At 49.3% G+C, this 24,421-nt stretch carries 20 protein-coding genes; 7 read left to right on the plus strand and 13 right to left on the minus strand.

Annotated elements, in window-relative coordinates:
* The first annotated feature begins 43 nt into the window (after positions 1-43).
* From C5O19_RS18995 to C5O19_RS19010, 4 genes are all read left to right on the plus strand, one after another.
* The gene (locus C5O19_RS18995; RefSeq protein ID WP_104714971.1) at positions 44-880 is read left to right on the plus strand and encodes a helix-turn-helix domain-containing protein; all 837 of its coding nucleotides are present in this window, start codon (positions 44-46) and stop codon (positions 878-880) included.
* 141 nt (positions 881-1,021) lie between these two features.
* Positions 1,022-1,435, plus strand: a complete 414-nt coding sequence (locus tag C5O19_RS19000; protein WP_104714972.1) for an OsmC family protein — start codon at positions 1,022-1,024, stop codon at positions 1,433-1,435.
* A gap of 159 nt (positions 1,436-1,594) precedes the next feature.
* Positions 1,595-2,611 (plus strand): zinc-binding alcohol dehydrogenase family protein, encoded by a 1,017-nt coding sequence (locus tag C5O19_RS19005; protein WP_104714973.1) that lies wholly within the window; start codon positions 1,595-1,597, stop codon positions 2,609-2,611.
* Between the two features lie 989 nt (positions 2,612-3,600).
* Positions 3,601-4,188: a DUF4202 domain-containing protein gene (locus C5O19_RS19010; RefSeq protein WP_104714974.1), complete on the plus strand. Its 588-nt coding sequence runs from the start codon at positions 3,601-3,603 to the stop codon at positions 4,186-4,188.
* A gap of 16 nt (positions 4,189-4,204) precedes the next feature.
* On the opposite strand, the gene C5O19_RS19015 is transcribed toward C5O19_RS19010, so the two are convergent.
* The 3 genes from C5O19_RS19015 to C5O19_RS19025 all read right to left on the minus strand — a co-directional run bounded on the left by C5O19_RS19015 (position 4,205) and on the right by C5O19_RS19025 (position 6,974).
* Positions 4,205-4,834, minus strand: a complete 630-nt coding sequence (locus C5O19_RS19015) for a response regulator (RefSeq protein ID WP_104714975.1) — start codon at positions 4,832-4,834, stop codon at positions 4,205-4,207.
* A 476-nt stretch (positions 4,835-5,310) separates the two neighbouring features.
* Positions 5,311-6,186 (minus strand): manganese catalase family protein, encoded by an 876-nt coding sequence (locus C5O19_RS19020; protein ID WP_104714976.1) that lies wholly within the window; start codon positions 6,184-6,186, stop codon positions 5,311-5,313.
* 299 nt (positions 6,187-6,485) lie between these two features.
* Positions 6,486-6,974: a response regulator gene (locus tag C5O19_RS19025; protein ID WP_165796070.1), complete on the minus strand. Its 489-nt coding sequence runs from the start codon at positions 6,972-6,974 to the stop codon at positions 6,486-6,488.
* Between the two features lie 207 nt (positions 6,975-7,181).
* Between C5O19_RS19025 and C5O19_RS19030 the strand changes: the two genes are divergently transcribed.
* Complete coding sequence (locus C5O19_RS19030; RefSeq protein WP_104714978.1) at positions 7,182-8,042, plus strand: alpha/beta fold hydrolase; 861 nt, start codon at positions 7,182-7,184, stop codon at positions 8,040-8,042.
* Between the two features lie 54 nt (positions 8,043-8,096).
* On the opposite strand, the gene C5O19_RS19035 is transcribed toward C5O19_RS19030, so the two are convergent.
* The 4 genes from C5O19_RS19035 to C5O19_RS19050 all read right to left on the minus strand — a co-directional run bounded on the left by C5O19_RS19035 (position 8,097) and on the right by C5O19_RS19050 (position 14,254).
* The gene (locus tag C5O19_RS19035; RefSeq protein WP_104714979.1) at positions 8,097-10,583 is read right to left on the minus strand and encodes a prolyl oligopeptidase family serine peptidase; all 2,487 of its coding nucleotides are present in this window, start codon (positions 10,581-10,583) and stop codon (positions 8,097-8,099) included.
* 199 nt (positions 10,584-10,782) lie between these two features.
* Positions 10,783-12,030 (minus strand): beta-ketoacyl-ACP synthase II, encoded by a 1,248-nt coding sequence (fabF, locus tag C5O19_RS19040; protein WP_104714980.1) that lies wholly within the window; start codon positions 12,028-12,030, stop codon positions 10,783-10,785.
* A gap of 12 nt (positions 12,031-12,042) precedes the next feature.
* Positions 12,043-12,594: a TetR/AcrR family transcriptional regulator gene (locus C5O19_RS19045; RefSeq protein WP_104714981.1), complete on the minus strand. Its 552-nt coding sequence runs from the start codon at positions 12,592-12,594 to the stop codon at positions 12,043-12,045.
* Between the two features lie 226 nt (positions 12,595-12,820).
* Positions 12,821-14,254, minus strand: a complete 1,434-nt coding sequence (locus C5O19_RS19050) for an APC family permease (RefSeq protein WP_104714982.1) — start codon at positions 14,252-14,254, stop codon at positions 12,821-12,823.
* A gap of 252 nt (positions 14,255-14,506) precedes the next feature.
* Here C5O19_RS19050 and C5O19_RS19055 point away from each other — a divergent pair, with 252 nt between their 5' ends.
* Positions 14,507-15,064, plus strand: coding sequence for an HD domain-containing protein (locus tag C5O19_RS19055; protein WP_104714983.1), 558 nt, complete (start codon positions 14,507-14,509; stop codon positions 15,062-15,064).
* Positions 15,065-15,436: 372 nt separating this feature from the next.
* Here C5O19_RS19055 and C5O19_RS19060 read toward each other — a convergent pair whose 3' ends face one another.
* The 6 genes from C5O19_RS19060 to C5O19_RS19085 form a co-directional block, all read right to left on the minus strand.
* Positions 15,437-16,654 (minus strand): PQQ-dependent sugar dehydrogenase, encoded by a 1,218-nt coding sequence (locus C5O19_RS19060; protein WP_104714984.1) that lies wholly within the window; start codon positions 16,652-16,654, stop codon positions 15,437-15,439.
* A 322-nt stretch (positions 16,655-16,976) separates the two neighbouring features.
* Positions 16,977-18,119 carry a Gfo/Idh/MocA family protein gene (locus C5O19_RS19065; RefSeq protein ID WP_207766465.1) on the minus strand — a complete coding sequence of 381 codons (1,143 nt, stop codon included), beginning with the start codon at positions 18,117-18,119 and terminating at the stop codon, positions 16,977-16,979.
* 311 nt (positions 18,120-18,430) lie between these two features.
* A complete protein-coding gene (locus C5O19_RS19070) occupies positions 18,431-19,975 on the minus strand; it encodes an aldehyde dehydrogenase (NADP(+)) (protein ID WP_104714985.1) in 1,545 nt (514 codons plus the stop codon).
* Positions 19,976-20,100: 125 nt separating this feature from the next.
* The gene (locus C5O19_RS19075) at positions 20,101-21,342 is read right to left on the minus strand and encodes an NAD(P)/FAD-dependent oxidoreductase (protein WP_104714986.1); all 1,242 of its coding nucleotides are present in this window, start codon (positions 21,340-21,342) and stop codon (positions 20,101-20,103) included.
* Between the two features lie 37 nt (positions 21,343-21,379).
* Positions 21,380-22,387, minus strand: coding sequence for a 4-hydroxyproline epimerase (locus C5O19_RS19080; RefSeq protein ID WP_104714987.1), 1,008 nt, complete (start codon positions 22,385-22,387; stop codon positions 21,380-21,382).
* Positions 22,388-22,476: 89 nt separating this feature from the next.
* The gene (locus tag C5O19_RS19085) at positions 22,477-23,391 is read right to left on the minus strand and encodes a dihydrodipicolinate synthase family protein (RefSeq protein WP_104714988.1); all 915 of its coding nucleotides are present in this window, start codon (positions 23,389-23,391) and stop codon (positions 22,477-22,479) included.
* Positions 23,392-23,528: 137 nt separating this feature from the next.
* Between C5O19_RS19085 and C5O19_RS19090 the strand changes: the two genes are divergently transcribed.
* Positions 23,529-24,383, plus strand: a complete 855-nt coding sequence (locus C5O19_RS19090) for an AraC family transcriptional regulator (protein ID WP_104714989.1) — start codon at positions 23,529-23,531, stop codon at positions 24,381-24,383.
* Positions 24,384-24,421 lie beyond the last annotated feature (38 nt).

A 24,421-nucleotide genomic window follows, 5' to 3' on the forward strand; every position in this document is an offset into this window, starting at 1 on the left:
TCCTACACGCGTTGCCTACCTTTGCTCCATACAGCATCCGGCAATGAATCAGTTTAAACAATTTGCTTTTAAGAAGTTCGGCTACACAACTTTTGGTCAGCCGGCCTTCGAGGCCATGCCTGCCTTTGATAGTTTCGTAAAAGTGGCGTACCTCAAAGCCGGGAGTAGTGCGGTAGTCGATTTCAAGGAATATCAGCTGGAGCAGGACGCCTTGTTTTTCATTAGTCCGGGTCAGTTTACGCATTTTGACGAGGCTAGTCAGGGAACCCTTCTCTACTATAACCGCGACTTTTACTGCGTCGAAATTCATGACAAGGAAGTAGCCTGTGATGGGATTCTTTTCCATAATGTGTACGACATTCCCGTGGTTTACCTTAGTCCGGAAAACACTCAGGCCATGGAGACCATAGTTACGGAACTGAAAGCTGAGTTCGAGCAGCAGGATTCCACGATGGAAGAAATGCTACGGATTCTACTGAAAAGTATCATCATTAAAGCCACGCGGATCTGGAAACAACAGCATCAGGTCACAACCGAAGAAATCCGGCAGGAAGTGGAGTTTTCCCGGAAATTCAGTCAGCTTGTCGAATGGCACTATACCCAGCACCACACCGTAGCCGAATACGCCGACTTGCTGAACATGACGCCCAAGGCTCTTAACAAACGTATTACCCGCTATAGTAACACCACCCCCAACGATATTATTAAAAACCGGATTATCCTGGAAGCCAAACGCCTGCTGGTGCATACTTCATTAAGCGTAAAGGAAATCGGTTACAAACTCGGTTACGATGATTCCTCCTACTTCATTCGTCTGTTTACGAGTCAGACATCGGCTTCACCTCAGAACTTCCGACTAAAATACCAGCAAGCGATCTGATGCCACATTGAAAAAACGGTGATAGGGAAAAATGTGCTATATGTGTCGAAAATCGTGCATTGAGTGGCCTGTTTAGCTCGGGTACCTTTGTTGCGTTCAATGATTCAAAGAGAATCAAATCACTATATAACGCAACGTATCATGAAACGCAACGCAACTGCCGTTTGGAACGGCACCATTAAAGAAGGTAAGGGTCATTTGACTACCCAAAGCACTACCCTGAACCAAACGCAGTATTCATTCAATAGCCGCTTTGCCGAAGGCGTCGGTACGAATCCTGAAGAACTAATGGCTGCGGCTCACGCCGGCTGTTTTACCATGAAACTGAGCCTGGACCTGACTACGGCCGGCTTCAATCCCGAAAGTTTGCAAACAGTAGCCACCATTACGTTGGATAACGGTGTCATCACACGTTCGGATTTAGTACTGGAGGCTAAAATTCCCGGTATTACGGAAGAACAGTTTCAACAGATTGCCGCCGGTGCCAAAGCCGAGTGTCCCGTTAGTAAGGCTTATAACTTAACCATCACGCTGCAAGCTACCTTACTGGCCTGATCGGCCCATTTTGTAAATTTCCTGATCGAAAAGCGAAGCTCCCGAGCTTCGCTTTTCGGTTTTTAAACCAAATATTGAAAGGAAGACGATTTTTATGAAAAAGGACCCAGGGAGATACGGCTATATTTGCCTCTCTCTTGAAATCCCTATTCAATACATATGCGAACGCTCGTTTGTACCACTCCCGGTCAGTTTGATTATCAATCCGCCCTTCGGCCCAACTTGACGGCCGGGCAAGCCATCATAAAAATTAAGCGAATCGGTATCTGCGGAACCGATTTACATGCGTTTGAAGGTACGCAACCCTTTTTCAATTACCCTCGGATTCTCGGTCATGAACTGGCCGGAGAACTCGTCGAAGCCGACGGTGCTCCTGGTTTTGAAATTGGTGAGCGGGTAACCTTCATTCCGTATTTCAACTGCGGTACCTGCATTGCCTGCCGTTCGGGCAAGCCTAACTGCTGTACTCAGATTCAGGTGGCAGGGGTGCACATTGATGGCGGTATGGCCGAGTACGTATCCGTTCCTTCGTATTCACTCGTTCACGGGGAAGGCTTAAGCTATGAGGAACTGGCTCTGGTAGAGCCCCTGGCCATTGGGGCTCACGGTGTACGTCGGGCGGGTATCCAACCGGGAGAGTTTGTACTGGTCGTGGGAGCAGGGCCCATCGGTTTAGGCATGATGGAATTTGCCCGTATTGCTGGAGCCCACGTGATTGCCCTGGATATCAACGAATCTCGTTTACGCTTCTGCCAGGAGCGTTTACAGGTGCCCTATACGATCAACGCCCTGCAAGAGGATGTCATGGCTCAGTTACAGGCTATCACGAATGGAGATATGCCAACGGTGGTCATGGATGCGACGGGAAGTCTGAAAGCCATTAATGCTGGGTTTGCGTACCTGGCTCATGGCGGCCGCTATGTACTGGTTGGGTTACAAAAGGGAGAAATCAACTTTTCCCATCCGGAATTTCACAAACGTGAAGCCACGCTCATGAGCAGCCGCAATGCCACCCGGGAGGATTTTGAGCACGTGGTTGACAGTATGAAGAAGGGATTGGTTGATCCCAAAACTTATATTACGCACGAAGTACCCTTTGATCGGGTAAAAGACGAATTTGCTAGTTGGCTAAATCCGGCTACGGGTGTCATTAAAGCCATGGTACAGGTAGAATAGTAGGATAACTGTATACGGATTGTTCGAATAAAAAGTTTGTAGTAATGCTGGAAAAGTGATGTAGTAATTGTACTATAGGAAAGATATAAATAGCTGTAAATAAATCACTTAAAAAAGAGGAATTCTAAGTGGTACAATACAGGGTTAAACCTACTGATATAAAGCGTTCAAAAAGTGATATATTTGTACACCCTATTATATTGACTTGGCGGTGATATATAATAGCAACGTAATTGTTAAATCCTGTCGTTGGTGGCGACAGGATTTTTTTGTTTAATACTTTTGAAAGTATTCCTATGATTTAAGCATCAATGTATCCTTAAAATACATTGATGCTCTTCATAAAATATACGCATTTAAGACGATTCTTACTTCCATTTCTATGTGATTTTACAAAATAATCAGCTAATAGCCTTCCCATTTATTTATCACTTATTACACGAGCATTTTCATAGAATTTCATGAAATGACTTATAAATAAACAAGAATATACGTTGTGGATAGAGTGTATATTAAAAGTATTGATTTATGACAATGCTATCTTGGATTGAATTTTAATCCAAGGCATTTGATGCCTGTAAAAGGTAGTGATATATAGTAATCGATAGAATTCTTTCTTTTACTAACGATAAACAAGTGTGCAAATTATTGCCTTTTTAAAGTACTAAAGATGCTAAAAGTATATCTTATTGTTTTAGAAAATATAGCAACAATGACGTGTTAATTTATAAGCTGTATTTTAACTTGTACTAGTGATGTAATGAATTGATTTTATCGTATTATTAATCTTTAGATCTAGTTTCAATCCTGCAATTTATTTTGCATTGATAGGGAAGGCATATGAGTGTAATAATGTATGTAATGATCACTACTTGTAAAGCTATATTAAAACCTATTTGTAATTAATGAATACATTAGTGCGTTGGTTAAATTAGTGTTTATGCGTATTGATTTTTTTAAATAGGGGTTTGGACACTATTTTTGATCGTATGAATGAGAAACGAGCCCAAGCTTTCGCCCTGTTCGATCAATACAATGCTCAGTCCCCCGAGACCATCGTCTGGCAGGGAACCCAGTATCCATCGGAAGTCTTTTATGCGTTACAGCTCCACGACTGGGTGCGTAAACTCGATCCGCAGGCCAGTGAGGCCCTACTGCTGGCTTCGCGTTGTCAGCACATTGGCCGCTGGCAAATAGCCCGTAGTACTTATCCCGAAGGCCGGGTAGGGTATCTGAAATGGCGGAGCGATCTGGCGAAACACCACGCGGAGGTTTCTTCGCAGCTCCTCGCTCAGGCGGGGTACGACGAAGCTACCATCGAACGCGTTCGACAGATTAACCTAAAGCAAAAAGTAAAAACGGACCCGGAGGTACGAACCATTGAAAATGCTCTTTGTCTAGTATTTCTTGAGTTTCAGTACGATGATCTCATTGAAAAACTAGGGGCAGAAAAAATGATTGATATTCTCCGGAAAACCTGGGCAAAAATGAGCGAACCCGGACATCAGGCGGCTTTAACACTCACCTACAGTGCCGAAGGTAAACGTTTAATTGAAGAGGCGTTACAGTCCGAGTAAGCGAGATTTATCTTCCTCACAGGGGATTATACAAGCCATGTTTGATGGCAAATACAATGAGGTCAGCCGTACGGTTGACCTTAAATTTTTTCATGATGTTGTTGTAATAGCCCTGTACGGTATGAGCACTCAGCTTGAGATAATAGGCGGTTTCTTTAATGGTACGGCCCATACAAACACTGGAGAGTACTTCTCGTTCCCGCTGGGTTAAGTAATAGACTACTTGCTCATCGACGAACAATTCGTTTACTAAATGATTCGTGATGCTCTTGCTGAGGTACTGTTTATCCTGCAAAACAGCCTCGACAGCCTGATGAATTTCCTGCAGGGAATCTGATTTGGAAACGTAGCCGTCTGCTCCCATACGAAGGGCACTCTTTACCGTATGGGCGTTAACCAGAGCAGAAAGGGCTAGAATTTTACTGGTGGCGTATGTTTCGCGAAATTGGCCCAGAAAATCAAGACCATTCACGTCCGGCATCATAATATCCACAATAATTACGTCTGGGTTCAGTCCTTCCGATTTATCGATGAATTCCTTGCCGGAACCAAAACATAAAACTTCGTAAGCACTTGAATTCAAAGATAATGCAGTTTTGATGGATTCGGCCACCAGTAAATGATCATCTATGATTGCTATTTTCATGCGTGTAGTTTCGAGTAGAGAAAAGACAAAACTAAGAAACCAGACTACAAGATCATAGAAGTAAAGGCGGCTTGTATGATTATAATCGGAAAATAAAGAAAGGAAATTTTAATTAGACCTGATTAGATTACTCCAACTATTAGCTTATTAATGATGATTAATTATATGGAATCAACCCTAGAAAGTAACGGAGGGTGTTTTATTAAATCATTGATGATAAAATCTTTACCTTGAAGGAAGACGCGTGATAACATTCCTTTTCCTCTAAACAAACAAAAAACAAGTTGGCCTTCCTATTGATTGAAAAATAGGTTTTGGTAGCTGGAACAGCACCGTATTGATGGTAGTTTGGAAATACCTACCGGTTTTTGCTAGACGTCAGCTAAAAAGTACTTGGTTCAGTACCAAAAATCATCCTTTGACTAATCCACGAAAAAATAAAACCCCTGACCATCCGATCAGGGGTTTTTGACTAGTTAAAACAGGGTTTCTTTAACTTTCTCCATAAACCCATCCGCACCACCCGTCATCTGCTCCTGCTGAGCGTAGCCTTCTGGTGGGGGCGGAGACAACTTAGGTTCTGGCCCATACGGACGGGCGTGTTCGTACGTGAACTGACCTTTACCGTCAATGGACGGGCCTGATACCCAACGGGCAGCGGGAGCCTCGGGTTTATCAATATCGGTAGAAATAAAGGTGTAAGCGAATTCCGAAGGCTGGTTGGTCATCGGGAACGAGTTCGGGATCGGGAGGGCGTTTTGTACCCCACCCAGCTCTTCCAGTACAGCCAGCCATTGGTTCTGGTGCATGGTATCGCGGGCAATCAGAAAGGATAACATGTCCCGCATCCCCGGATCATCCGTAGATTCGTAAAGGCGGGTAGCTAATACGCGGCCCGTTGACTCCGCCATAACGTTGGCGTACATATCGGCGGCCAAATTACCGCTGCCTACAACCCAGGATCCATTGAAAGGTACCCCATTGGAGTCCACTGCCATCGCCGCTAATCCAGCCGACAGGTAATGGCGGGGGTCCATGCCACCCATGATACCGGAGACAATAGGACTCGTACCCGTGATTTCATCCACTACAGTACTGCTAGCTCCTTCCAAGTTCAAGGCCACTGCCGTAGCCAGCATTTCGATGTGGGCCATTTCTTCGGTGCCCGTTTCGAGTAGCATGTCTTTGTACTTTTGAGGTCCTCGGCTTCCCCAGGATTGAAACAAATACTGAAGGCATACGCGAATTTCCCCCTCGATGCCGCCAATAGCTTGCTGTAGCATACGAGCAAAGGCCGGATTGGGTTTGTCCACCCGTACCGTGTACTGGAGTTTTTTGTCGTGATAGAACATAAGTGAAATGAAGTTTGAAATGTGTACTACAATCGGGAAGCAGAAGGGGAACTACTTCCGAGATTCAAGCTCAGAACGCGAAAACTTCAGTCCAGTCAAAATTTTGTTCATAAAAGCAGGCTTTTTTTGCCCAGATATGCAAGGCAAGCCAACTGTAGTAGACCATATTACTCTATTTGCTATACGTAGAATGAACGCCATGTCCATACTATGAAAAATTGGGGCTATACGTACGCAACCATCTTTCTAGCCTCAGTGAGTGGGGGAACGACTCATCAACGTAGGCTTACGTAACCTCGTCACGCAAAGGCGGAAGTATCCGTTTCTTCGGAATAGGGCAGAGCCGTTTGATCCCACCAGTAAGAACTCATCTGTTTAAGATAAGTAATCCAGTCCTGATAACGCTGGGGTTTGACAATGTACGAAGCAGCTCCAAAGGCGTACGTTTTCTTGACGTCCGTACAATCCTTGGAATTACTCAGAGCAACGACGGGTACATGGTCGTAATGGTTTTCTGGATTCTTCAGCTCCTGTAGTAACTGCCAGCCTGTTTCACGGTCGGGTAAATACAAATCCAGCAAAATGAGTTTGGGAAAAGGCTTTTTGAGCAGCGAACGGGTGATCAGATACGTTAAGGCTTGTGTTTTATTCTGAGCCCAGGCTACTTCAATTTCCGGAAGGCTGACTTTCAAGGCGGCCTGCATGATAGTCCAGTGGTCGGGGTTGTCTTCGATGACTAGAAGGCTGGCCTCATGGTAGTTGTGGAAGTGTAAGCTTTCGATCTGCATAGTCTTTAAGGATTGGATGGTTAGTGGTTCAAATATAAAAATCAGGAGATTGCAACGCATTTATAGTCAGGGATTTGTACTTTTTTCGAATGATTTCTTCACATAGGTTAAGTAATTAGAGCTCATTACGGTGGAAACTATACGCAAGCGGCATTACTTTTTAATTAACGGAGCCTTCCGTAGTACTCACGATAACCTGTTGTTCCAATGCCTTCCGAGTTTATTTCCAGTAATGGTATTCAGCTCCACGTCCGGCAGGAAGGTCCCGCTGACGGACCCTTGATTCTGCTTTTACACGGCTTTCCGGAGTTTTGGTACGGCTGGCGACGTCAGATTACGGCCCTCGCCGAAGCTGGGTTTCGCGTCTGGGTACCCGACCAGCGGGGCTATAATCTCAGTGATAAGCCAGCGGGAATTAAATCCTATACCCTCGACAAACTCGCGGCTGATATGATAGGACTGATTGATGCGGCCGGGATAGAAAAGGCTACGGTAGTTGGCCACGACTGGGGTGGGGGCGTCGCTTGGTACCTGGCGATGACGTATCCTGAACGGATCCATCAACTCATCATTCTGAATATGCCCCATCTGGCGGCTTTTGGCGAAGTACTGCGGCGGCATCCCCGGCAAATGCTCAAGAGTTGGTACGTGGGCTTTTTTCAAGTACCCGCGTTGCCGGAATGGCTCGCGAAAAGGGGCAAGTACTGGGCCATCCGGCGAATGCTGCGACTGACCAGTCGCCCGGGAACGTTTACGGATGAAGATTTAATCGAATATCAGAAAGCCTGGAGTCAGCCGGGGCCCGGCGGAGCTTCGGCATTTCGGACCATGGTCCATTGGTACCGGGCCTTCGTTCGACACCGACCGCCGGTACAACGCCGGGTCATCGTACCCACGCTGATTCTCTGGGGCGTTCGCGATAGTGCCCTGATCCCGGAGTTGGCTACGGCCAGTAAAGCCTGGTGCACGAATGCCGAATTGATTTACTTCAAAGAGGCAACGCACTGGCTGGCCGCCGAAGAACCGGAGGCCGTAACGAAGTGGATTATCGAAAAAGCTACGGCATAAAAAAGCGGTACGTTCAGAGGCCTCTGAACGTACCGCTTTTTCGTAAGGGATGAACTAGGGATTAACCACCCAAAGCTGAGGATTCAACTTCCAGGCATTGTCGTAGAAACCCGCGAGTTTTACGCCTTTGCTGCCTTGCTTCAGCATGTCAAATTGATAAATCATGAAGTCGGGGAAACCACTGGCTCCGGCAAAATACTGATTAGCTTCGGCGGCTTTCATTCCTTTCAGACCCGTACCACTCACCACTGCAACGGAAGCCGTGTTCGAGCCTTTGATGGGCCATACAAAGTACGCACCCCAATCGTCGCCCTGATAGGATTGCGTACCGGCCTGTACCCGATTTCGCTGAATTTGAATGGGACAGTCAGCCAGCAAAATTTTCCAGGCCGCATTGCTTTGGGCATTTCCGAACAGAATGACACCCCGATCGGCGTATTTAGCCAGCGAGTATGCTTTGTCCGGAATAATGTCCACGGCTCCGTTGCCCCGGTAGTACCAGCTTTCAGCGTCGAAACGAGCTTTCTGACGGCTCCATTCATTTTCTTCGGGTGTTCCCTGGGTTGAGTACACAAAAACCATTCGATTCCGGAAAGCATCCTTAAAGGTACCGTAGCGATGCGGTCCTTTCTGATCCAGGCCGGGAGCCGTACGGATTGCCCATTGCTTGCCTTCTTTTGCTAGAAATACGCTGTCTTTCGCATGTTTCGGCGTAAAGCTCAGCGCATTTAGGCTATCCAAGGTGATACGGATCGGCGTATTGGCGACCACATCCGAAAAGACCAGTTTCAGTAAAGCTACGTTTTCCGTACGACCCGATATACCCTGCTGGTTACGCGTCAGCTGAATGCGACTGTACTGTAACGGGCGTTCCTGCTGCTGAATGCTTGCCCAGCGGAAGGTGGAGGAAATACCCGGATTGGCCGTCATGAAATCAATTGTCGCAACGGTTGAATCTACGGGCCGCTGATGCCATTTGAAGTAATCAAACAGAGGTTTCCAGTCCACACTCTGATCGCCAAACCAGTGTTCGCCGCCAGGGTATTCATAATAGCTGAAATCGGGATGAAAGTCACCCAGAATTTTCTTCATCTGCCGGGCATACGTGACGGGTACCGTACGATCCGCATCTCCGTGCAAGACATAGACCCCTAGTGGCTTATAGTTGGAAACCAGTTTCAGCACATCACTCTGGTTACCGGATTGTAGCAGCACCTGCTCCATCGGGTCCTGACTCGTTGCCGGAATCAATCCATCCGCCGAGCCGTATTCTTTCAGTGTGGGGTAACCCGCACAGGGTGCAATGCCCGCCCACTGATCGGGGTAGGTCGCTCCGAGAAACCAGGTACCGTGTCCACCCATCGAATGGCCCGTCAGGTAAACATGCTGCGGATCGGGCTGAAAACGGTTTTTGGCAATCGAAAGCACTTCCAGAGCATCCAGACGCCCCCAGTCTTCCCAGTTGAAACCCCGGGGGCGACGGTTGGTGGCCGCTACCAGGGTACCCCAGTCTTTGGGTTTATAGGCCCGGGCCTGACCACTGGCTTCCACGCCTGCTCCGTGTACGGAGAGAAAAAGGGACTGCTGTGAACGCGGACCGCCCATCTGTGGCGTCACGGCGTAGTACTGCAGGCTGCCATCGATACTACTAACGAATGTCTGACTATACGACGCACCGCTAGCCATGGCTTCTACCGAAAGTTTGGCCTGATCAATGGGTTTTCCCTGTTGCAGAAGCGTGAGCTGAACGTCGTGTTTGCCGGGCGTCGTGGCTTTGCTTCCGTTGAAACCAAAGGCCACCTTACGGAAGGAAAGAGCCGGAATCGCGGGTAGTTCGGTCACCACTTCCTGACCCGCCAGCGTACTTTTGATTTGCAGGCCCGTGAGTTCTTTAGTCGTCGTGTTTAAAACCACCAAAGCTCCCTGTAAGGATTCGTTGGCAGTGCCCGGTACAACAGAAGGCAGCGTCAGGTCGTCCGTATTTAGCAAAACGGGTTTTTCCGGAAACGTCAGATTCGCCGTAATGGATAAGCCGCGTACGTAAAATTCATTCAACCCTTTTTTGAGCGAAACGGGGAGGTGCAAATAACCCATGCTATATGGATCGCCCATGTGCAGCTCGCCATTGACATAGACTTGGCTATTGCCTTTAATATTCAGCAGGGCCGTCTGGGCTTTGGGCGACGTGTAGGTCAGGTACATATACCCTCCGTTACCGCCAATGCCGCCGCGAAGGCTGCCCGGCGTAATACCCGGTCCGGCCGGACCTCCCGAGCCACGGAACGAACTCATCCGGGTTCTTAACCGCTTGGTGCTATCGGCTTCGATGGACTGCCATTTAATGTCTGAATCAGATCCCGGTGTTTTCAGCTGCTTCGTGTGCATTTGGTACACCAGTTCGTCGGTATAAATGGCTTCGCGGCCGTACCGCTGCGGCAGGGTAGCCACCCAGCCTTTCGTGAAGTGGTACACTTGCTGGGCGTAGCTTTCCGTGAATCCCAGGGAAAGAGCCAACGCCCCAATGAGTAAGGGTTTACGCATGAAAAAAATAGATTAAAGAGCAGGAATAGTCTTCGCCAGGCTTGCCAAAAGACTCGCAAATTAATCCCTTCCACGCGGGTTGCCTCGGACGATACGCCAAATAAGGGCCAAACCGCATTTTCTGCCTACTAAAGCCTTTTAAGTAGCGAATGAATTAGAAAACAAAAGAGCCTTTCCCCGCAGAAAAGACGCTTTTGTTTTAGCCCCTGAACTTTTTGAAAACGACAATACCATTGTGTCCACCGAAGCCAAACGTATTGCTCATAGCCACCTCAACCGCTAGCTCCCGGGCTTCGCCCCGTATGATTTGCAAGGCCGCCGGAACCTGTGGGTCCAGTTGTTCAGTATTGATGGTAGGAGGAATAAGGCTGTTTTCAATCGCCAGAATACAGGCAATGGCTTCAACGGCTCCGGCTGCTCCCAGCAAGTGCCCCGTCATCGACTTCGTGGCACTGAGGTGTAAATGCCGGGGATCGTTACCAAAGAGCCCCTGAATCGCGTTAATTTCACTCAAATCGCCTACGGGCGTTGAAGTCGCGTGTACATTCAGGTAATCGACGGCTTCGAGCGGAAGTTCGGCATCTTTCAGAGCCAGTTTCATCGCCTGCATGGCCCCGAGGCCTTCGGGATGCGTCGCGGTCATGTGGTACGCATCCGCCGTCATGGCTGCCCCAGCCAGTTCAGCGTAAATGCGGGCACCCCGGGCTTTGGCATGTTCGTACTCTTCCAGAATCAGAGCACCAGCTCCTTCGCCCATAACAAAGCCATCGCGAGCTACATCAAATGGCCGCGAAGCCGTGGCCGGATCATCATTCCGCGTAGACATGGCTTTCATCGCCGCAAAACCACCCACCGATGCTTCCGTAATGGGAGCTTCCGAACCACCCGTGACCATCACCTTGGCCTTACCCCAACGGATGTAGTTGAAGGCATCCATAATGGCGGTATTCGACGTGGCACAGGCGGATACCGTGGTGTAATTGATCCCCATGAGCCCATGTTTGATCGAGATCAGGCCCGAAGCCATGTTGACAATGAGTTTGGGAACAAAAAAGGGATTAAACCGGGGTTTGAACTGACCTAAGGTATATTCTTTGACCTGCTCTTCGAAGGTTTCCATCCCGCCCTGCCCGGAACCCCAGATGACACCGGTATCAAAGGGATCCATGGAATTGAAGTCCAGGCCTGAATCCGCAATGGCCTGATCGGCCGCAATGAGGGCGTATTGGGTGAAAGGATCGGTACGGCGGATTTCATTTCTGTCCAGATAATCCGACGCCCGGAAGTCCTTGAGTTCACAGGCAATCTGGGTACGAAAAGCCTCGGGATTAAATCTGGTAATACGGGCGGCTCCGCTCGTACCTGTAATCAGGTTGTTCCAGAAATCTGAAACGGTATTGCCCAGCGGCGTTAGGGCACCTAGCCCGGTAATGACTACGCGATTCATCGGTATGTTGAATTAGAATAAGTCCTGAAGCAGTTGTGGGGTCGTTTGTGAAAGGGTATCTTCTTCAAAAACGCGGGAAAGCAGCAGGGAAGAGATTAGATGAGAAACCACCATCATCGCCCGAATTCGGGCATCCCCTTCAAAATGGAATTGTTGCTTTTGCCGCCCCTGTTCGAGGCGTTCGGTAAGCCAGTCGATAATGCTCGTACACATCTGTTGCAGACCCTGTTGCATACCAGCCGGCAGCGTACCAAAATCAGGACTCAATGAACCCATCAGGCAGACCAGGCCCTGCTGCTGCCATTGCCCAAAGGTGGTGACAAACGCCTCTACCTGCTGGCGTTCTGGTAAAGAAGACCACTGACGGAAGGCTTTCTGCATAGCCGTCGTACCTTCCGTAATGACGCTAATGCCGAGAGCTTCTTTCGATGGAAAATGGTAATGAATCGCCGCGTTTTTGATTTGCAGGGGGCCGGCAATGTCGGCAAAACTAAAGGCATTATAGCCCTTGGTTTGAATCAGGATACGGGCCAGCTCCTGTATTTTTTCTCGGGTATCAGCCATGTACAATCTCTTTTAAATACTTACTTACTAGTAAGTAAATGCAAAAGTAAAAAGTTTCCGTGAATGGAAAAGAAAGTAGCTTACTAAAAATGCATTCGGCCCGAGTGTACGAAAGATTATCTAATATAGGTTCTCTTTATCCGTATGTAGCTAGTTACTTTTTTCACACGAATCAAAAAAAGGCCTCCGGTTTCCCGAAAGCCTTTTAAACTTTATACTCTTAAACCTAAGCCTCTACCGGCTCCTTTTTTCGCATCACCAGATAGTACACCGGAATTCCCAATAGAATCAATCCCAGACCCGGAAGGGTATACTGAGCTTCGAAGATCAAGAGCAGTACGGCCAGAAATAAAGCCACGACGACATAGATGATCGGCAAATACGGGTACCCAAAAGCCCGATAGGGGCGGGGGGTATCGGGTTGCTTGACCCGTAGCACATAAATGCCTAAGATGGTCAGGATATAGAAAATCAGTACACCAAAAATGACCAGAGCCAACAGACGGTTGTACTCACCCGTCAGGCAAAGTAGACTCGCCCAGGCACATTGAATCCAGAGACTGTAGGCGGGTACTTTGTTTTTATTAAGAAGTCCCGCTTTGTGAAAAAACAGGCCATCCTTCGCCATGGTATAGTACACGCGTGCACCGGAAAGGATCAACCCATTGTTACAGCCAAAGGTGGAAATCATGATCATAATGGCTATGGCGATGGTACCCCAAGAGCCAAAAATGTAATCGGCGGCAACGACGCCTACGCGGTCATTCGGGGCAAAGGCCATTTCATGCAAGGGTACAACGGCCAGATACATGACGTTGGTAAGGACGTACAGAAACGTGACAATCAGCGTACCCAGTACCAGACTCAAACCGATATTTTTCTGCGGATTTTTTACTTCTCCAGCAATGGACGTAATCGAATGCCAGGAATCACTCGAAAACAGAGTGCCTTTCATGGCAACGGCGATGGCTCCGAAAAAAGCGAGTCCCGAGAGAGCGGTACTTTCGACTTGCCCATTAGTCTGGGTCAGGGCCGACAGCGTCCAGGCATTTTGCCAGTTCTGTTCCCATACCTCGGCTTTGGCTCCCCAGATCAGACCGGCGATGGTTAAACCGACCAGAGAGAGAATTTTAACCGTAGTAAGAATCGTCTGTACGGCAACGCCATTTTCTACACCCCGGCTGTTGATGTACGTCAGAAAAACAATCGTCCCAATGGCTACTAACTGAGCCGCCGAGAGTTGAAATCCGCCCAGACTCAGCAGAATTTCTTTTTCACTAACCGCCGGAATCAAATAGGCAGTAAACTTGGCAAAAGCCACGCCTACGGCCGCAATCGTACCGGTTTGAATAACGGTAAAAAAAGCCCATCCGTACAGGAAACCCACTAACGAACCATAGGCTTCCCGCAGGTAAATGTACATACCGCCCGCCCGGGGAAACATGGCCGCCAGTTCTCCGTAACTAACCGCCGCAATGATGGTAACGACTCCCGCCAGCAACCACATCGCCAGCATATAGCCCGCTCCGCCAACACTGCGGGTAATTTCCGCACTCACAATGAAAATCCCGGACCCGATCATCGAGCCCGCCACGACCATCGTCGCATCAAATAAATTTACTCGGGGCTTAAAACCCGTGTCTTGAGGTACAGTTGCCATGCAGAATTGAAAACTAATGATCTTTTGTTTGTCGAGGTAGTGCCGCTATTTTATTTGGTAAAAATGGCAACTAGTGTAAATAACGCTAGCAGACGGCTATTTTTAAAATACTTCGTTCAATAATAGTCGTAAGCCCAGAATGCGTCTACGCATCGGAGTAGAAGTGAAGGCTGTACCTCTGCTAGACCCTATATAACCAAAACTTGGTCTGCAATTTTTAGAAAAAGAGCAAACGAATAGGCAGGTACAGTTATGGAAACCTTAGAAAAAATTCAGGAATTTGCCCGTCAGGCTCACGAGGGGCAACGGCGGAAATATGCCGACGAACCGTATATCAACCATCCCATCCGGGTGATGCAGGTGTGTGAAGCATATACGCAGGAATTACCCGTATTAGCGGCGGCCTTACTGCACGATGTCCTGGAAGATACGGAAGTAACCGCCGAGGAAATGCAGGAATTCCTATCAGGTGTGATGGGAGAAGCAGAGGTACGACGAACCTTGAAGTTAGTACAGGAACTAACTGACGTATATACGCATGCGGATTATCCGGGTCTGAATCGGGATCAACGAAAAAGTCGGGAAGCAGAACGAATGGCCAAAGTCAGCCCGGCCGCTCAGACGATCAAGTACGCGGATATTCTGGATAATAGTCTGGATATTGTCGAATCGGAATCTGATTTTGCTCCGAAGTACCTGATTGAATCCAAAACGCTGCTTCAACGCATGACGTGGGGTGATAAGACACTCCACAAACGGGCGGCCGAAGCCGTAGGACAAGGGTTGCTTAAGGTTCGAGGTAGGAAATGAAGGGCGAGGCGTACGGAGTTAAAAGGTTTGTTCAACCCATAGGTTGAAAGGTGCAATACGTACATGCGGGGTTCATTTTCAAACGCAATCTCAAATTCTGTAAGGTTCATTCTGTATCGCCTGCGGGGTACGGCGAATGATCTTTAACGGGTGCAGGATTCTCATAGTCCGGCTTTCGAAACTGCCCGATAAGGGTTACAAGTTTGGAAACTTGCACCCGTTTTCTTTTAAATCGATTATCCAACCCGGAGGGGTTCAAGCTGAATAACCCCATATGCAATGCGGGGTACAGGGACGCCCCATTCCTACATAATATCCGTATAAAAAGAGCGGCCTTCTACCCATAAAAAGCCGCTCTTTTTAAGGAAAGAATTACTGACGCGAAATACGATAAATCACCCCATTCGTATCATCCGAAACCAGCAGTGAGCCATCCGCGTGTACGGCTACACCAACGGGTCGGCCTATATGGGAACGGTTATTGTCTACGAGAAAGCCCGTTAAAAAGTCTTCGAATCGTACCGGTTTTCCATTTTCGAAATGTAGGCGGACGATGCTGTATCCCACGGGTTTACTGCGATTCCAGGAGCCTCGCATCGCTACAAATGCATCGCCTTGGTAGTCGCTGGGAAATTGCGAGCCCGTATAAAACGCCATTTGCATGGGAGCCGCGTGAGCTTGGTACGTGAGCGAGGGCTGCGTTGAAAGTTGCAAGTATTGCTGGTAGGTCGTATCTCCCGGGGGACGATCGCCGGGGTTATACTTTCCTTCGCCGTAGATGTAAGGCCAGCCGTAGTTTGCATTCTCCTTGATCAAATTTACTTCTTCCTTCTGGTCATCGTCCCCGAGCCAATCGATCCCATGATCCAGTCCCCAGAATTCCTTCGTTTCGGGATGCCAGCCAAATCCGATGGTATTCCGTAAACCCTTGGCATAAATCTTCATATTCGATCCGTCTGGATTCATACGGACCATGGTTGCATTCAGAGCATTGGGCTCCGGGCAGGAGTTGCAAGTACTACCGATGGAATAGTACATCTGACCATCCGGACCGAAAGCCAGGGTACGGTTAGGATGCTGTCCACCGTCGGGCAATCCTGATTTAATCAGTTTGGGTTGACCCAGCGTACCATCCGAATTCATATCGGCTACGTACAAATCCTGAACGGACGCGATGTACAGTTTTGAGTTATGAATGGCTAGTCCGTGAGCCTGTTTGATCGTGGCAACGGTTTGTTTTCGTTCCGCTACCCCGTCATTATTCGTATCCTGCAATAGCATCACGACACCTGCGTCGCGATCTGAAAAATACACGTGTCCCTGCGAGCTTACGGCTAGAATGCGGGGCTTACCTAATTCCTGAGCAAACGCCTGTACTTTAAACCCAGCAGGTACTTTCATTTGTTGAATACGCTCGGGCGTAACCGGTACCAGAGCCGGACGGAAAATGTACCCGTTAATCTGAGCAGAAGTCGGTTCCTCGTCGGTTTCCGGAATAAAAGAATCCCAAAATCCACTGTCTTTACTGCAACTCAGGCCAATTACGCCCGCCAGTGCAGCACTTAAGAATAATGTAGTTCTTGTTTTCATTGATTGGATAGAATAAAGTGTTTATAGAGCAAAGGGTGTGGGAATGTGTTGGCATGTACGTAGGTTGGAGATTTGAGTTAGTTTAAGGTTTGATGAAGTTTGATCAGGTTTAAAGTATGAATGATTAATACACGAGTCTGATCATGTGAAACGTCTAATGATTTGAGAGTTGATTACTAGCCATTGGAAGGATATAGTCGGTGTAAAAAGTATGCAGGAACCCTCGGCTTTTACCGCAAACCTTTAACTTAAACTCGATCAAACTTCATCAAACCTTAAAACCAATTCAGCCCTCAAACCCACTCAAACTCTATTGAACCCCCTAAGCAGGAATCTCAACACGTTTACCCGTCTTCATCGCCTCGTAAATAGCATTAATGATTTTCACGTCCTGACGACCCATTTCTCCCGGTACGGGCGTGGGCCGCTTTTTGGTAATGGCCTCGGCGAAGTCGTCCATTTGTAGGGCTTGCTGATTGACTTTGGGCAAATCCATTTTTCCCTGGGACGTTTCGCCTTTCTGACCGGAGTAGCCGTAGGCCGGTTTTAGTTCGAAAAATCCTTTATCGGCCTCAGCCCGAAGCAGACTCATGTCTTCTTCGTAGCTGCTTTTGCACTCGGCAATCACGCCGCCCGGCATTTCCATTTCCCAGGTCAGGGACGCTTCTACTTCTTTGAAAAATTCCTTGTCTTTCTTTGGACCTTCTTTCGCTCGTACCGCCAGTGGTTCCTGGCCAGTCGTATACCGTACGGCTTGAATGCAGTAAATGCCTACATCCGGCAGCGGACCCCCTCCTGAAAGTTCTTTGTCAACTCGCCAGCCTTCGGTACCATTCATACCGTTTTCGGCTTTGATTTTTTTCAGATTACCGAAAGTTTTGGTTTCGGCCAAGCGTACCATTTCCAGATTATACGGCTCGAAATGAAGGCGGTACCCAATCGAAAGCATCTTTCCGGCTTCCTTGCAGGCGGCAATCATCTGGTCGCATTCGGCTACGGTAAGGGCCATCGGTTTCTCGCAGATGACGTGTTTGCCCGCCTTAGCGGCTCGTACCGTATATTCGGCGTGCATGCTGTTGGGGAGTACTACGTAGACAATGTCGATGTCTGGATTGTCCTTGATCGTATCGAAAGTCTCGTAGTTATAAATGTTCTTCTCGGGAATGTCGTATTTCGTTTTCCACTTCTCTGCCTTTTCGGGCGTACCCGTAACGATCCCGGCCAGGTAACATTGATTGGTTTCCTCCAAAGCCGGAGCCAGCTGTTCTTCACTGTACTTACCCAAGCCAACCAGAGCAATGCCCAGTTTACCTTTCTTCTTTTCTTCGTTCTGTGTGGACTGTTTTTCAGCTTCTTTTGATTGATCAGATCTGCTTTGGCAGGCCATCAGAAGGCCGCTTCCAGCCATACTGGTATACGCAATGCCGTTCGAAACAGTTTGAATAAAGCTTCTGCGGGTTACCATAGAGTTGAGTTTATAGTGGATGATGAACGTATGGAAAAGGAAGAAAATAAGGCAAATTTCTGAAAGCCAGTACAGGCGGAATACTGGGGAAATCCAAAAACGTATAGAAAAGCGTTAAAAAAGAGTGCCCGCTTTTGTTTTCGTAAATAGACTTTATTGAAGAAGTATGAATTGGCGGAGAATGGGTAAAAGGCTACCTAAAGTCAGAGCGTTATTCGCGTAGAAAAGAAATTAGCCAGATGACCTCAACAAAAAATCCCAGCCGGCTACAGGCTGGGATTTTTGATTATTTAATAAGCAGTAGGGTAGATTTACTTCTGCGTAACGCCATCCCAAAGCCGCCAAATCGACAGCGGGTTAGTATCTTTCAATTCCTCCGGAAGTAAAGCCTGAGGAAAACCCTGATAACATACGGGTCGGGCAAAGCGACGAATGGCATTCGTGCCAACGGACGTTGAGCGTGCATCGGTCGTGGCCGGGAAGGGACCGCCGTGGTGCATGGCGTGACTTACTTCCACCCCCGTTGGGAAGGCATTGATGATCACCCGGCCCGCTTTTTGTTCGAGAATGGCCAATAAGTCGCCGTATTGGAGCAATTCTTCTTCCGTACCGTAAACCGTGGCGGTCAAATGACCTTCCAAGGATTGAGCCAATGCCAGCATTTCTTCCGGATTATCGGCTTGAACAATGATACTGCTGGGACCGAATACTTCTTCGGCTACGGCCGGATTCGCTAGCAGTGCTTTGGCCGTACTGGTTAGCAGTACGGGGCGGGCTAAGGCGTAACCTTCCGTCGCATCCGATTCACCCAGTACCTGTACGTCCCCGTGGCTGGTCAGGTGTGAAATGCCCTGATGGAAAGCTTCGCGAATCGCCTTCGTCAGCATGGACGTTGGTTTAACCTGCGTAATGGCTTGTTGAGCCTGGGCTTTAAATTGTTCCGTAGCTTCCGAAGCCGTGACAATACTCAAGCCCGGGTTCGTACAAAACTGACCCGTACCGAGCGTCGTGGAAGCCACGTAAGCCAGAGCCAGAGCCGCTCCCTGTTCTTTCAGAATCTGGGGCAAAAAGAAAACCGGATTCGTACTGCCCATTTCAGCGTACACTGGAATGGGTTCGGGGCGACGGGCTGCCGCATCAAAAATGGCCTTACCGCCCCGGAACGATCCCGTAAAACCAATGGCTTTAATAGCGGGATGATTGACCAGGGCCTGGCCTGTTTCGTTGGTTCGACCCTGAATGCAGAGGAACGTATCTTCGGGTAAATTGCACTTTTGTACTGCCGTACGAATGGCTTCGGCGACCAGCTCCGAGGTACCGGGGTGAGCCGGGTGGGCTTTCACCACCACCGTACAACCCGCAGCGAGAGCCGAAGCGGTGTCGCCACCCGCTACGGAGAAGGCCAGCGGAAAGTTACTGGCTCCGAAAATACCGACGGGACCGAGGGGTCGCAGCATTTGTCGTAGGTCGGGGCGGGGCAGGGGCTGACGCTCGGGCAGGGCCGGATCAATGCGGGCGTCTACCCAGGAGCCTTCCCGAACGTAGCTGGCAAAAAGGCGTAATTGACCCGTGGTACGACCCCGTTCGCCCGTCAGACGGGGTAGAGGTAGCGCCGTTTCGGCCTGAGCCCGTTCCAGCAGAGCATCGCCTAAGGCTTCAATTTCAAGGGCAATCTGTTCGAGAAATTCCGCTTTTTTAAGTCCGGATACGTTTCGGTATTCGGCGAAGGCTGCTGCCGAACGATGACCGTAGTCGGTAATCTGTTCGAGACTCGTTTCAATGAATTCACCCGGCAGGATTTCGCCCGTGGCCGGATTGATGGCTTGAAAAGAATGTTCTATCGTAGCTTGTGACATGCCAGTACTTGGGTTTATAGAGGTTTTCGAACGCGTATACGGCCCGTTTGCGTGGGGCTGGAAATACAGGGCCACATCCAAAGGACGAGTGGAATCGCGGTTGCACCCCTAGCAGCTACCTGCGTTTACTGAAAGCGAGACGGACGAAACGCTGCTACATCCATACTCAGGGATTGCCCCGTAATGATTTCGCTCACGAGCTTGCCCGTACCGGGTCCCAGACTTAATCCCATCATGCCGTGACCCGTGGCAAGGGTTACGTTTTGATACGCCGGAATGCGGCCAATGTAGGGTAACCCATCGGGTGAGCAAGGTCGCAGACCTTTCCAGACGACTTCCCGGGCGGGCAAATCTACGCGAATACCCGGATAATACCGTTGAATCGACTGACTGATTCCCTGTACGCGTTTCATGTTTACGGAAAGATCCGTACCGTTGATTTCCATGGTACCGGCAATCCGCAGATCCTGACCCATTGGCGTGGCCGTAGCCCGGGCTTCCAGCATAATGGCCGGTACCCGCACCTGAGGACTTTGGTCTTTCAACAGAAAACTATACCCTTTTCCACCCTGCAAAGGCAGATTGAGTTGCAGACTTTTTACGACTTCCGGCGACCAGGCTCCTCCCGCGATGACTACTTCATCCACGGGGTACTGTTCACCACCCGCCCGAATGGCCGTTACGCGGGAGCCATTCATGGCAAAGCCCTCTACGCGATGGTTTTCCAGAAACTGAACACCTTTACTTTTTAAATCGGCAATCAGCGTTTCCATGACCCGTCGGGGTGTTACGTGGGCGTCGCCGGGATAGTATACAGCTCCGTGTACGGTCACTTCCGCATCGGGTTCCAGAGCCTGTACCTGTTTCTGATCCAGCATACGGGCTTCAATGCCCGACTGGTTGGCCAGATCCGCTTCGTGTTGTAATTCATGTTCCGCAGCAGCCGTTTGATACAGCATCAGCAAACCGCGTTCGTGCCAGCCAAAATCCATCGTTTGGGCCAGTTGCTGATACATGGTTTTGCTGAGTAAACTTATATCCCGTAAAGCCGGAATGGAGTACTGGACGTGCTCGTTGGTCGAGTGTTTGTAAAACAGCCAGCCCCAGCGAATTAAATCCGCGTTGAGCCGGGGCTTTACGTAAAAAGGACTTGTCGGCTGAAGCATCCAGCGAAGCCCTTTGGCGATCATACCCGGCTGAGCCAGCGGTACAATGTGGCTGGGCACAATCATACCGGCATTTCCGTAGGAGCAGCCGTCGGCCAGTACGGTCTGGTCAAAAACGGTCACGGCGTACCCGGCTTCCCGCAGGTAGTAAGCGGTACTTAAGCCAATAATGCCTCCGCCAACAATTCCGATGTGTTGCATGTGTTTTGGGGTGACGAGCGGCCGCTCGTTTTATAAGTTAAATGACCTGAAAGCCAAAGGCGTATGGGTCGTCTTCGTCGATGATGAGGTGGTTGTAGCCGTGAATGCGGGCCCAGCCTTCAATACTTGGTACAATGGCCGGTTTTCCAGCCAGTTCAGTTTCGGCTTCGATTCTGCCGTTGAAAATCGATCCAATGATACTTTCATGGACGAAGGTATCGCCGGGCTTGAGTTTGCCCTGAGCGTACCACTGAGCCATGCGGGCCGAAGTACCGGTGCCACAGGGCGAACGGTCAATGGCTTTATCGCCGTAAAAAACGGCATTGCGGGCCGTAGAGGTTTCTTTTAACGTAGCACCCGTCCAGAGAATGTGACTCAGGCCGCGAATCGTATCGTTTTCGGGGTGAACGAAATTGTACTGTTCATTCAGGCGAACCCGTAAGACGCGGGCCCAGCTAATGAGCTGATCGGCACTGAAATGTTCCAGTCCCGGAAAATTGGTCTGTACATCCACAATACCGTAGAAATTACCGCCGTAGGCTACATCAATGGTTAAGGTACCCAGATCCGGACATTCAACGGTAAGACCTTCCGCCGCCAGATAGGATTTGATGTTGGTGATTTTCACCGACGTTACCTTGCGGCCTTCCTGTACATACTCGGCCCGTACCAGTCCGGCGGGAACTTCCAGATTCAGTACGCCCGGCGTTTTAGGCCGAATCAGGTTCTGTTCGATGGCTACTGTAACCGTACCGATGGTACCGTGTCCGCACATGGGCAAACAGCCGGAGGTCTCGATAAAGAGTACCCCGGCGTCGTTGGCCGGATCAATGGGCGGGTACAGAATGCTCCCCGACATCATGTCGTGGCCCCGGGGTTCAAACATCAGACCCTTGCGAATCCAGTCGTATTCCCGCAGGAAATGCTGCCGTTTTTCGCTCATGGACTCTCCCTGCAAAAAGGGAATACTCCCGCCAGTGACTACCCGTACGGGGTTCCCGCAGGTATGGGCATCAATACAAAAAAAATGATACGCTGTGGACATCGTTCAAAAATTGCCAAAGATCCTAATGATTGAACTGTGCCAGTTTTGGACCGACACAGTTCAATGAAAAATAGCCTTTAATGGCTGGATTAAGCAGGAACCGCAAGACTGGGGCGATTGGCCATCGCCCGATCGATGATGCCCTGTACGTGAGCCCGTTCTTCGCCGACAAGCGGTAGACGCGGAGCCCGTACGTATTCGGAACCGATGCCCGTAGCCACGGCAGCCAATTTAATATTTTGAACAAGTTTGGGGTGAATGTCAAGTTCCAGCAAGGGCATGAACCACTGATACAATTCAAAGGCTTCTTTGATTTTGCCCTGCTGAGCCCATTCGTAAAGGGCTACGGTTTCGGCTGGGAAGGCATCTACCAGTCCGCCTACAATGCCATCAACACCGAGTACGGCTGATTCCAGAATCTGCGTATCCACGCCACCCATGATTTTGAAACGATCGCCGAAGGCATTCCGCATCCGAATCACGTTGGTCAGGTCACGGGTTGATTCTTTCACGGCTTCAATGTTCGGAATCTGAGCCAGTTCCTGGAACATCGGTACGGTGATGTGAATTTTGTAATCCACCGGGTTATTATACAGCATGATCGGCAGCTTCGTTGACTCGGCAACGCTGCGGAAAAATTCTACCGTTTCACGGGAATCCGCAAAGTACCGCATGGGAGGCAACAGCATCAGGCCGTCCGCTCCGTTCGCCTCGGCTTCCTGAGCCGCGGCGATGGCATCACGCGTGGCCTGTTCCGCAATATTCACGATAACCGGTACCTGTCCGTCACAAACCTGCAGGGCTCGTTCGAGCAATTGCAGTTTTTCGGGGCGGGTCAGCGTACTGGTTTCTCCCAGCGATCCGCCAATGATCAGACCCCGTACGCCGGCGTCGATCTGAGCCCGGAGGTTGGTTTCAAACAGATCCAGATCCAGCGTGTCCTCAGCAGTAAAGGGCGTAAGAAGTGCAGGGTAAATTCCCTGCCAGGTAACGGCAACGTTCATATTGTAGAAGGGGCTTAAATGTTAGCTCAAAGGTCCGAAAGGTTTAGCTGCCTTCATTGCTCGGATTTGATTGGGTTTAATACTTTTTTCACTACTTTTATAGAGCTTTCCAATAAATCGACCAAATAAATATCAGTATGAAGCCCCTGTTCTTTCGCGTACCCAGTGTCGATCAGCGTTCGTTTCGAATTCAGAAGGAGAATGGCCCCAGCTTTTATGGGCAATTACATTTTCATCCCGAAATCCAGCTTACCCTGATTGAGAAAGGAGAAGGAACGCTGGTCGTGGGCAATCGGATTGACCGTTTTCAACCCTATGATCTGCTGTTGCTGGGTAGCAATCTGCCGCACGTCCTGCGGAGTACGCCCCTGGCCGGGAATGAGCAGGCCGTTTCTACTTCCATCTTATTTATGGGTGAACCGTTCGAGCAACAGTTACTGGCTTTTCCAGAAATGGTACACCTGAAACAGTTGTTGTCCGAAGCCCGTCACGGCGTTCGCCTACAGGTCTCCGCTGACGATTCGATTGTGCAGGAATTCGAGCAACTGCCGGAACTACGACCCTTTCAGCAGTTTCTATTTCTGGTACGGATGCTGGATCAATTGGCGGGAAATCAGCAACGGGAAATTCTGTCTCGTATGGCCTATGAACGTCCCAGTCGTCCCGATGATCACCAGCGACTCGAACGAATCTTCTCGTATATTCTCCAACACTACGCCACTCCGATTGGGCTGGAAGAAGTCGCCAATGTGGCAAACCTGACGCCGGGTGCTTTTTGCCGCTTTTTCCGGCAGCATACGCGAAAAACCTTTTCGCATTTACTCAACGAAGTACGCATTGAACACGCCTGTCGGCTTCTTCGTGAGTCCCGCGAATCGATTAGTGAGATCGCCTTTCAGTGCGGGTATACCAATCTTTCCAATTTCAACCGCCGATTTAAAGAGATTACGGGCATGCCCCCCCGCGAGTACGTACGGACGTATCGGATGTAAGTGGGAAGCAGAAGGTGTATTAATAAGAATTTGTATGA

This window comes from Siphonobacter curvatus, from assembly GCF_002943425.1.
Lineage (GTDB): Bacteria > Bacteroidota > Bacteroidia > Cytophagales > Spirosomataceae > Siphonobacter > Siphonobacter curvatus.

Coding starts and splice junctions, on each gene's coding strand:
- C5O19_RS19070 (WP_104714985.1), bottom strand. CDS start 19,975: ATGTCACAAGCTACGATAGAACATTCTTTTCAAGCCATCAATCCGGCC.
- C5O19_RS19030 (WP_104714978.1), top strand. CDS start 7,182: ATGCCTTCCGAGTTTATTTCCAGTAATGGTATTCAGCTCCACGTCCGG.
- C5O19_RS19075 (WP_104714986.1), bottom strand. CDS start 21,342: ATGCAACACATCGGAATTGTTGGCGGAGGCATTATTGGCTTAAGTACC.
- C5O19_RS19005 (WP_104714973.1), top strand. CDS start 1,595: ATGCGAACGCTCGTTTGTACCACTCCCGGTCAGTTTGATTATCAATCC.
- C5O19_RS19035 (WP_104714979.1), bottom strand. CDS start 10,583: ATGCGTAAACCCTTACTCATTGGGGCGTTGGCTCTTTCCCTGGGATTC.
- C5O19_RS19055 (WP_104714983.1), top strand. CDS start 14,507: ATGGAAACCTTAGAAAAAATTCAGGAATTTGCCCGTCAGGCTCACGAG.
- C5O19_RS19025 (WP_165796070.1), bottom strand. CDS start 6,974: ATGCAGATCGAAAGCTTACACTTCCACAACTACCATGAGGCCAGCCTT.
- C5O19_RS19090 (WP_104714989.1), top strand. CDS start 23,529: ATGAAGCCCCTGTTCTTTCGCGTACCCAGTGTCGATCAGCGTTCGTTT.
- C5O19_RS19080 (WP_104714987.1), bottom strand. CDS start 22,387: ATGTCCACAGCGTATCATTTTTTTTGTATTGATGCCCATACCTGCGGG.
- C5O19_RS19045 (WP_104714981.1), bottom strand. CDS start 12,594: ATGGCTGATACCCGAGAAAAAATACAGGAGCTGGCCCGTATCCTGATT.
- fabF (WP_104714980.1), bottom strand. CDS start 12,030: ATGAATCGCGTAGTCATTACCGGGCTAGGTGCCCTAACGCCGCTGGGC.
- C5O19_RS19085 (WP_104714988.1), bottom strand. CDS start 23,391: ATGAACGTTGCCGTTACCTGGCAGGGAATTTACCCTGCACTTCTTACG.
- C5O19_RS19020 (WP_104714976.1), bottom strand. CDS start 6,186: ATGTTCTATCACGACAAAAAACTCCAGTACACGGTACGGGTGGACAAA.
- C5O19_RS19010 (WP_104714974.1), top strand. CDS start 3,601: ATGAATGAGAAACGAGCCCAAGCTTTCGCCCTGTTCGATCAATACAAT.
- C5O19_RS19015 (WP_104714975.1), bottom strand. CDS start 4,834: ATGAAAATAGCAATCATAGATGATCATTTACTGGTGGCCGAATCCATC.
- C5O19_RS19065 (WP_207766465.1), bottom strand. CDS start 18,119: ATGGTAACCCGCAGAAGCTTTATTCAAACTGTTTCGAACGGCATTGCG.
- C5O19_RS19050 (WP_104714982.1), bottom strand. CDS start 14,254: ATGGCAACTGTACCTCAAGACACGGGTTTTAAGCCCCGAGTAAATTTA.
- C5O19_RS18995 (WP_104714971.1), top strand. CDS start 44: ATGAATCAGTTTAAACAATTTGCTTTTAAGAAGTTCGGCTACACAACT.
- C5O19_RS19000 (WP_104714972.1), top strand. CDS start 1,022: ATGAAACGCAACGCAACTGCCGTTTGGAACGGCACCATTAAAGAAGGT.
- C5O19_RS19060 (WP_104714984.1), bottom strand. CDS start 16,654: ATGAAAACAAGAACTACATTATTCTTAAGTGCTGCACTGGCGGGCGTA.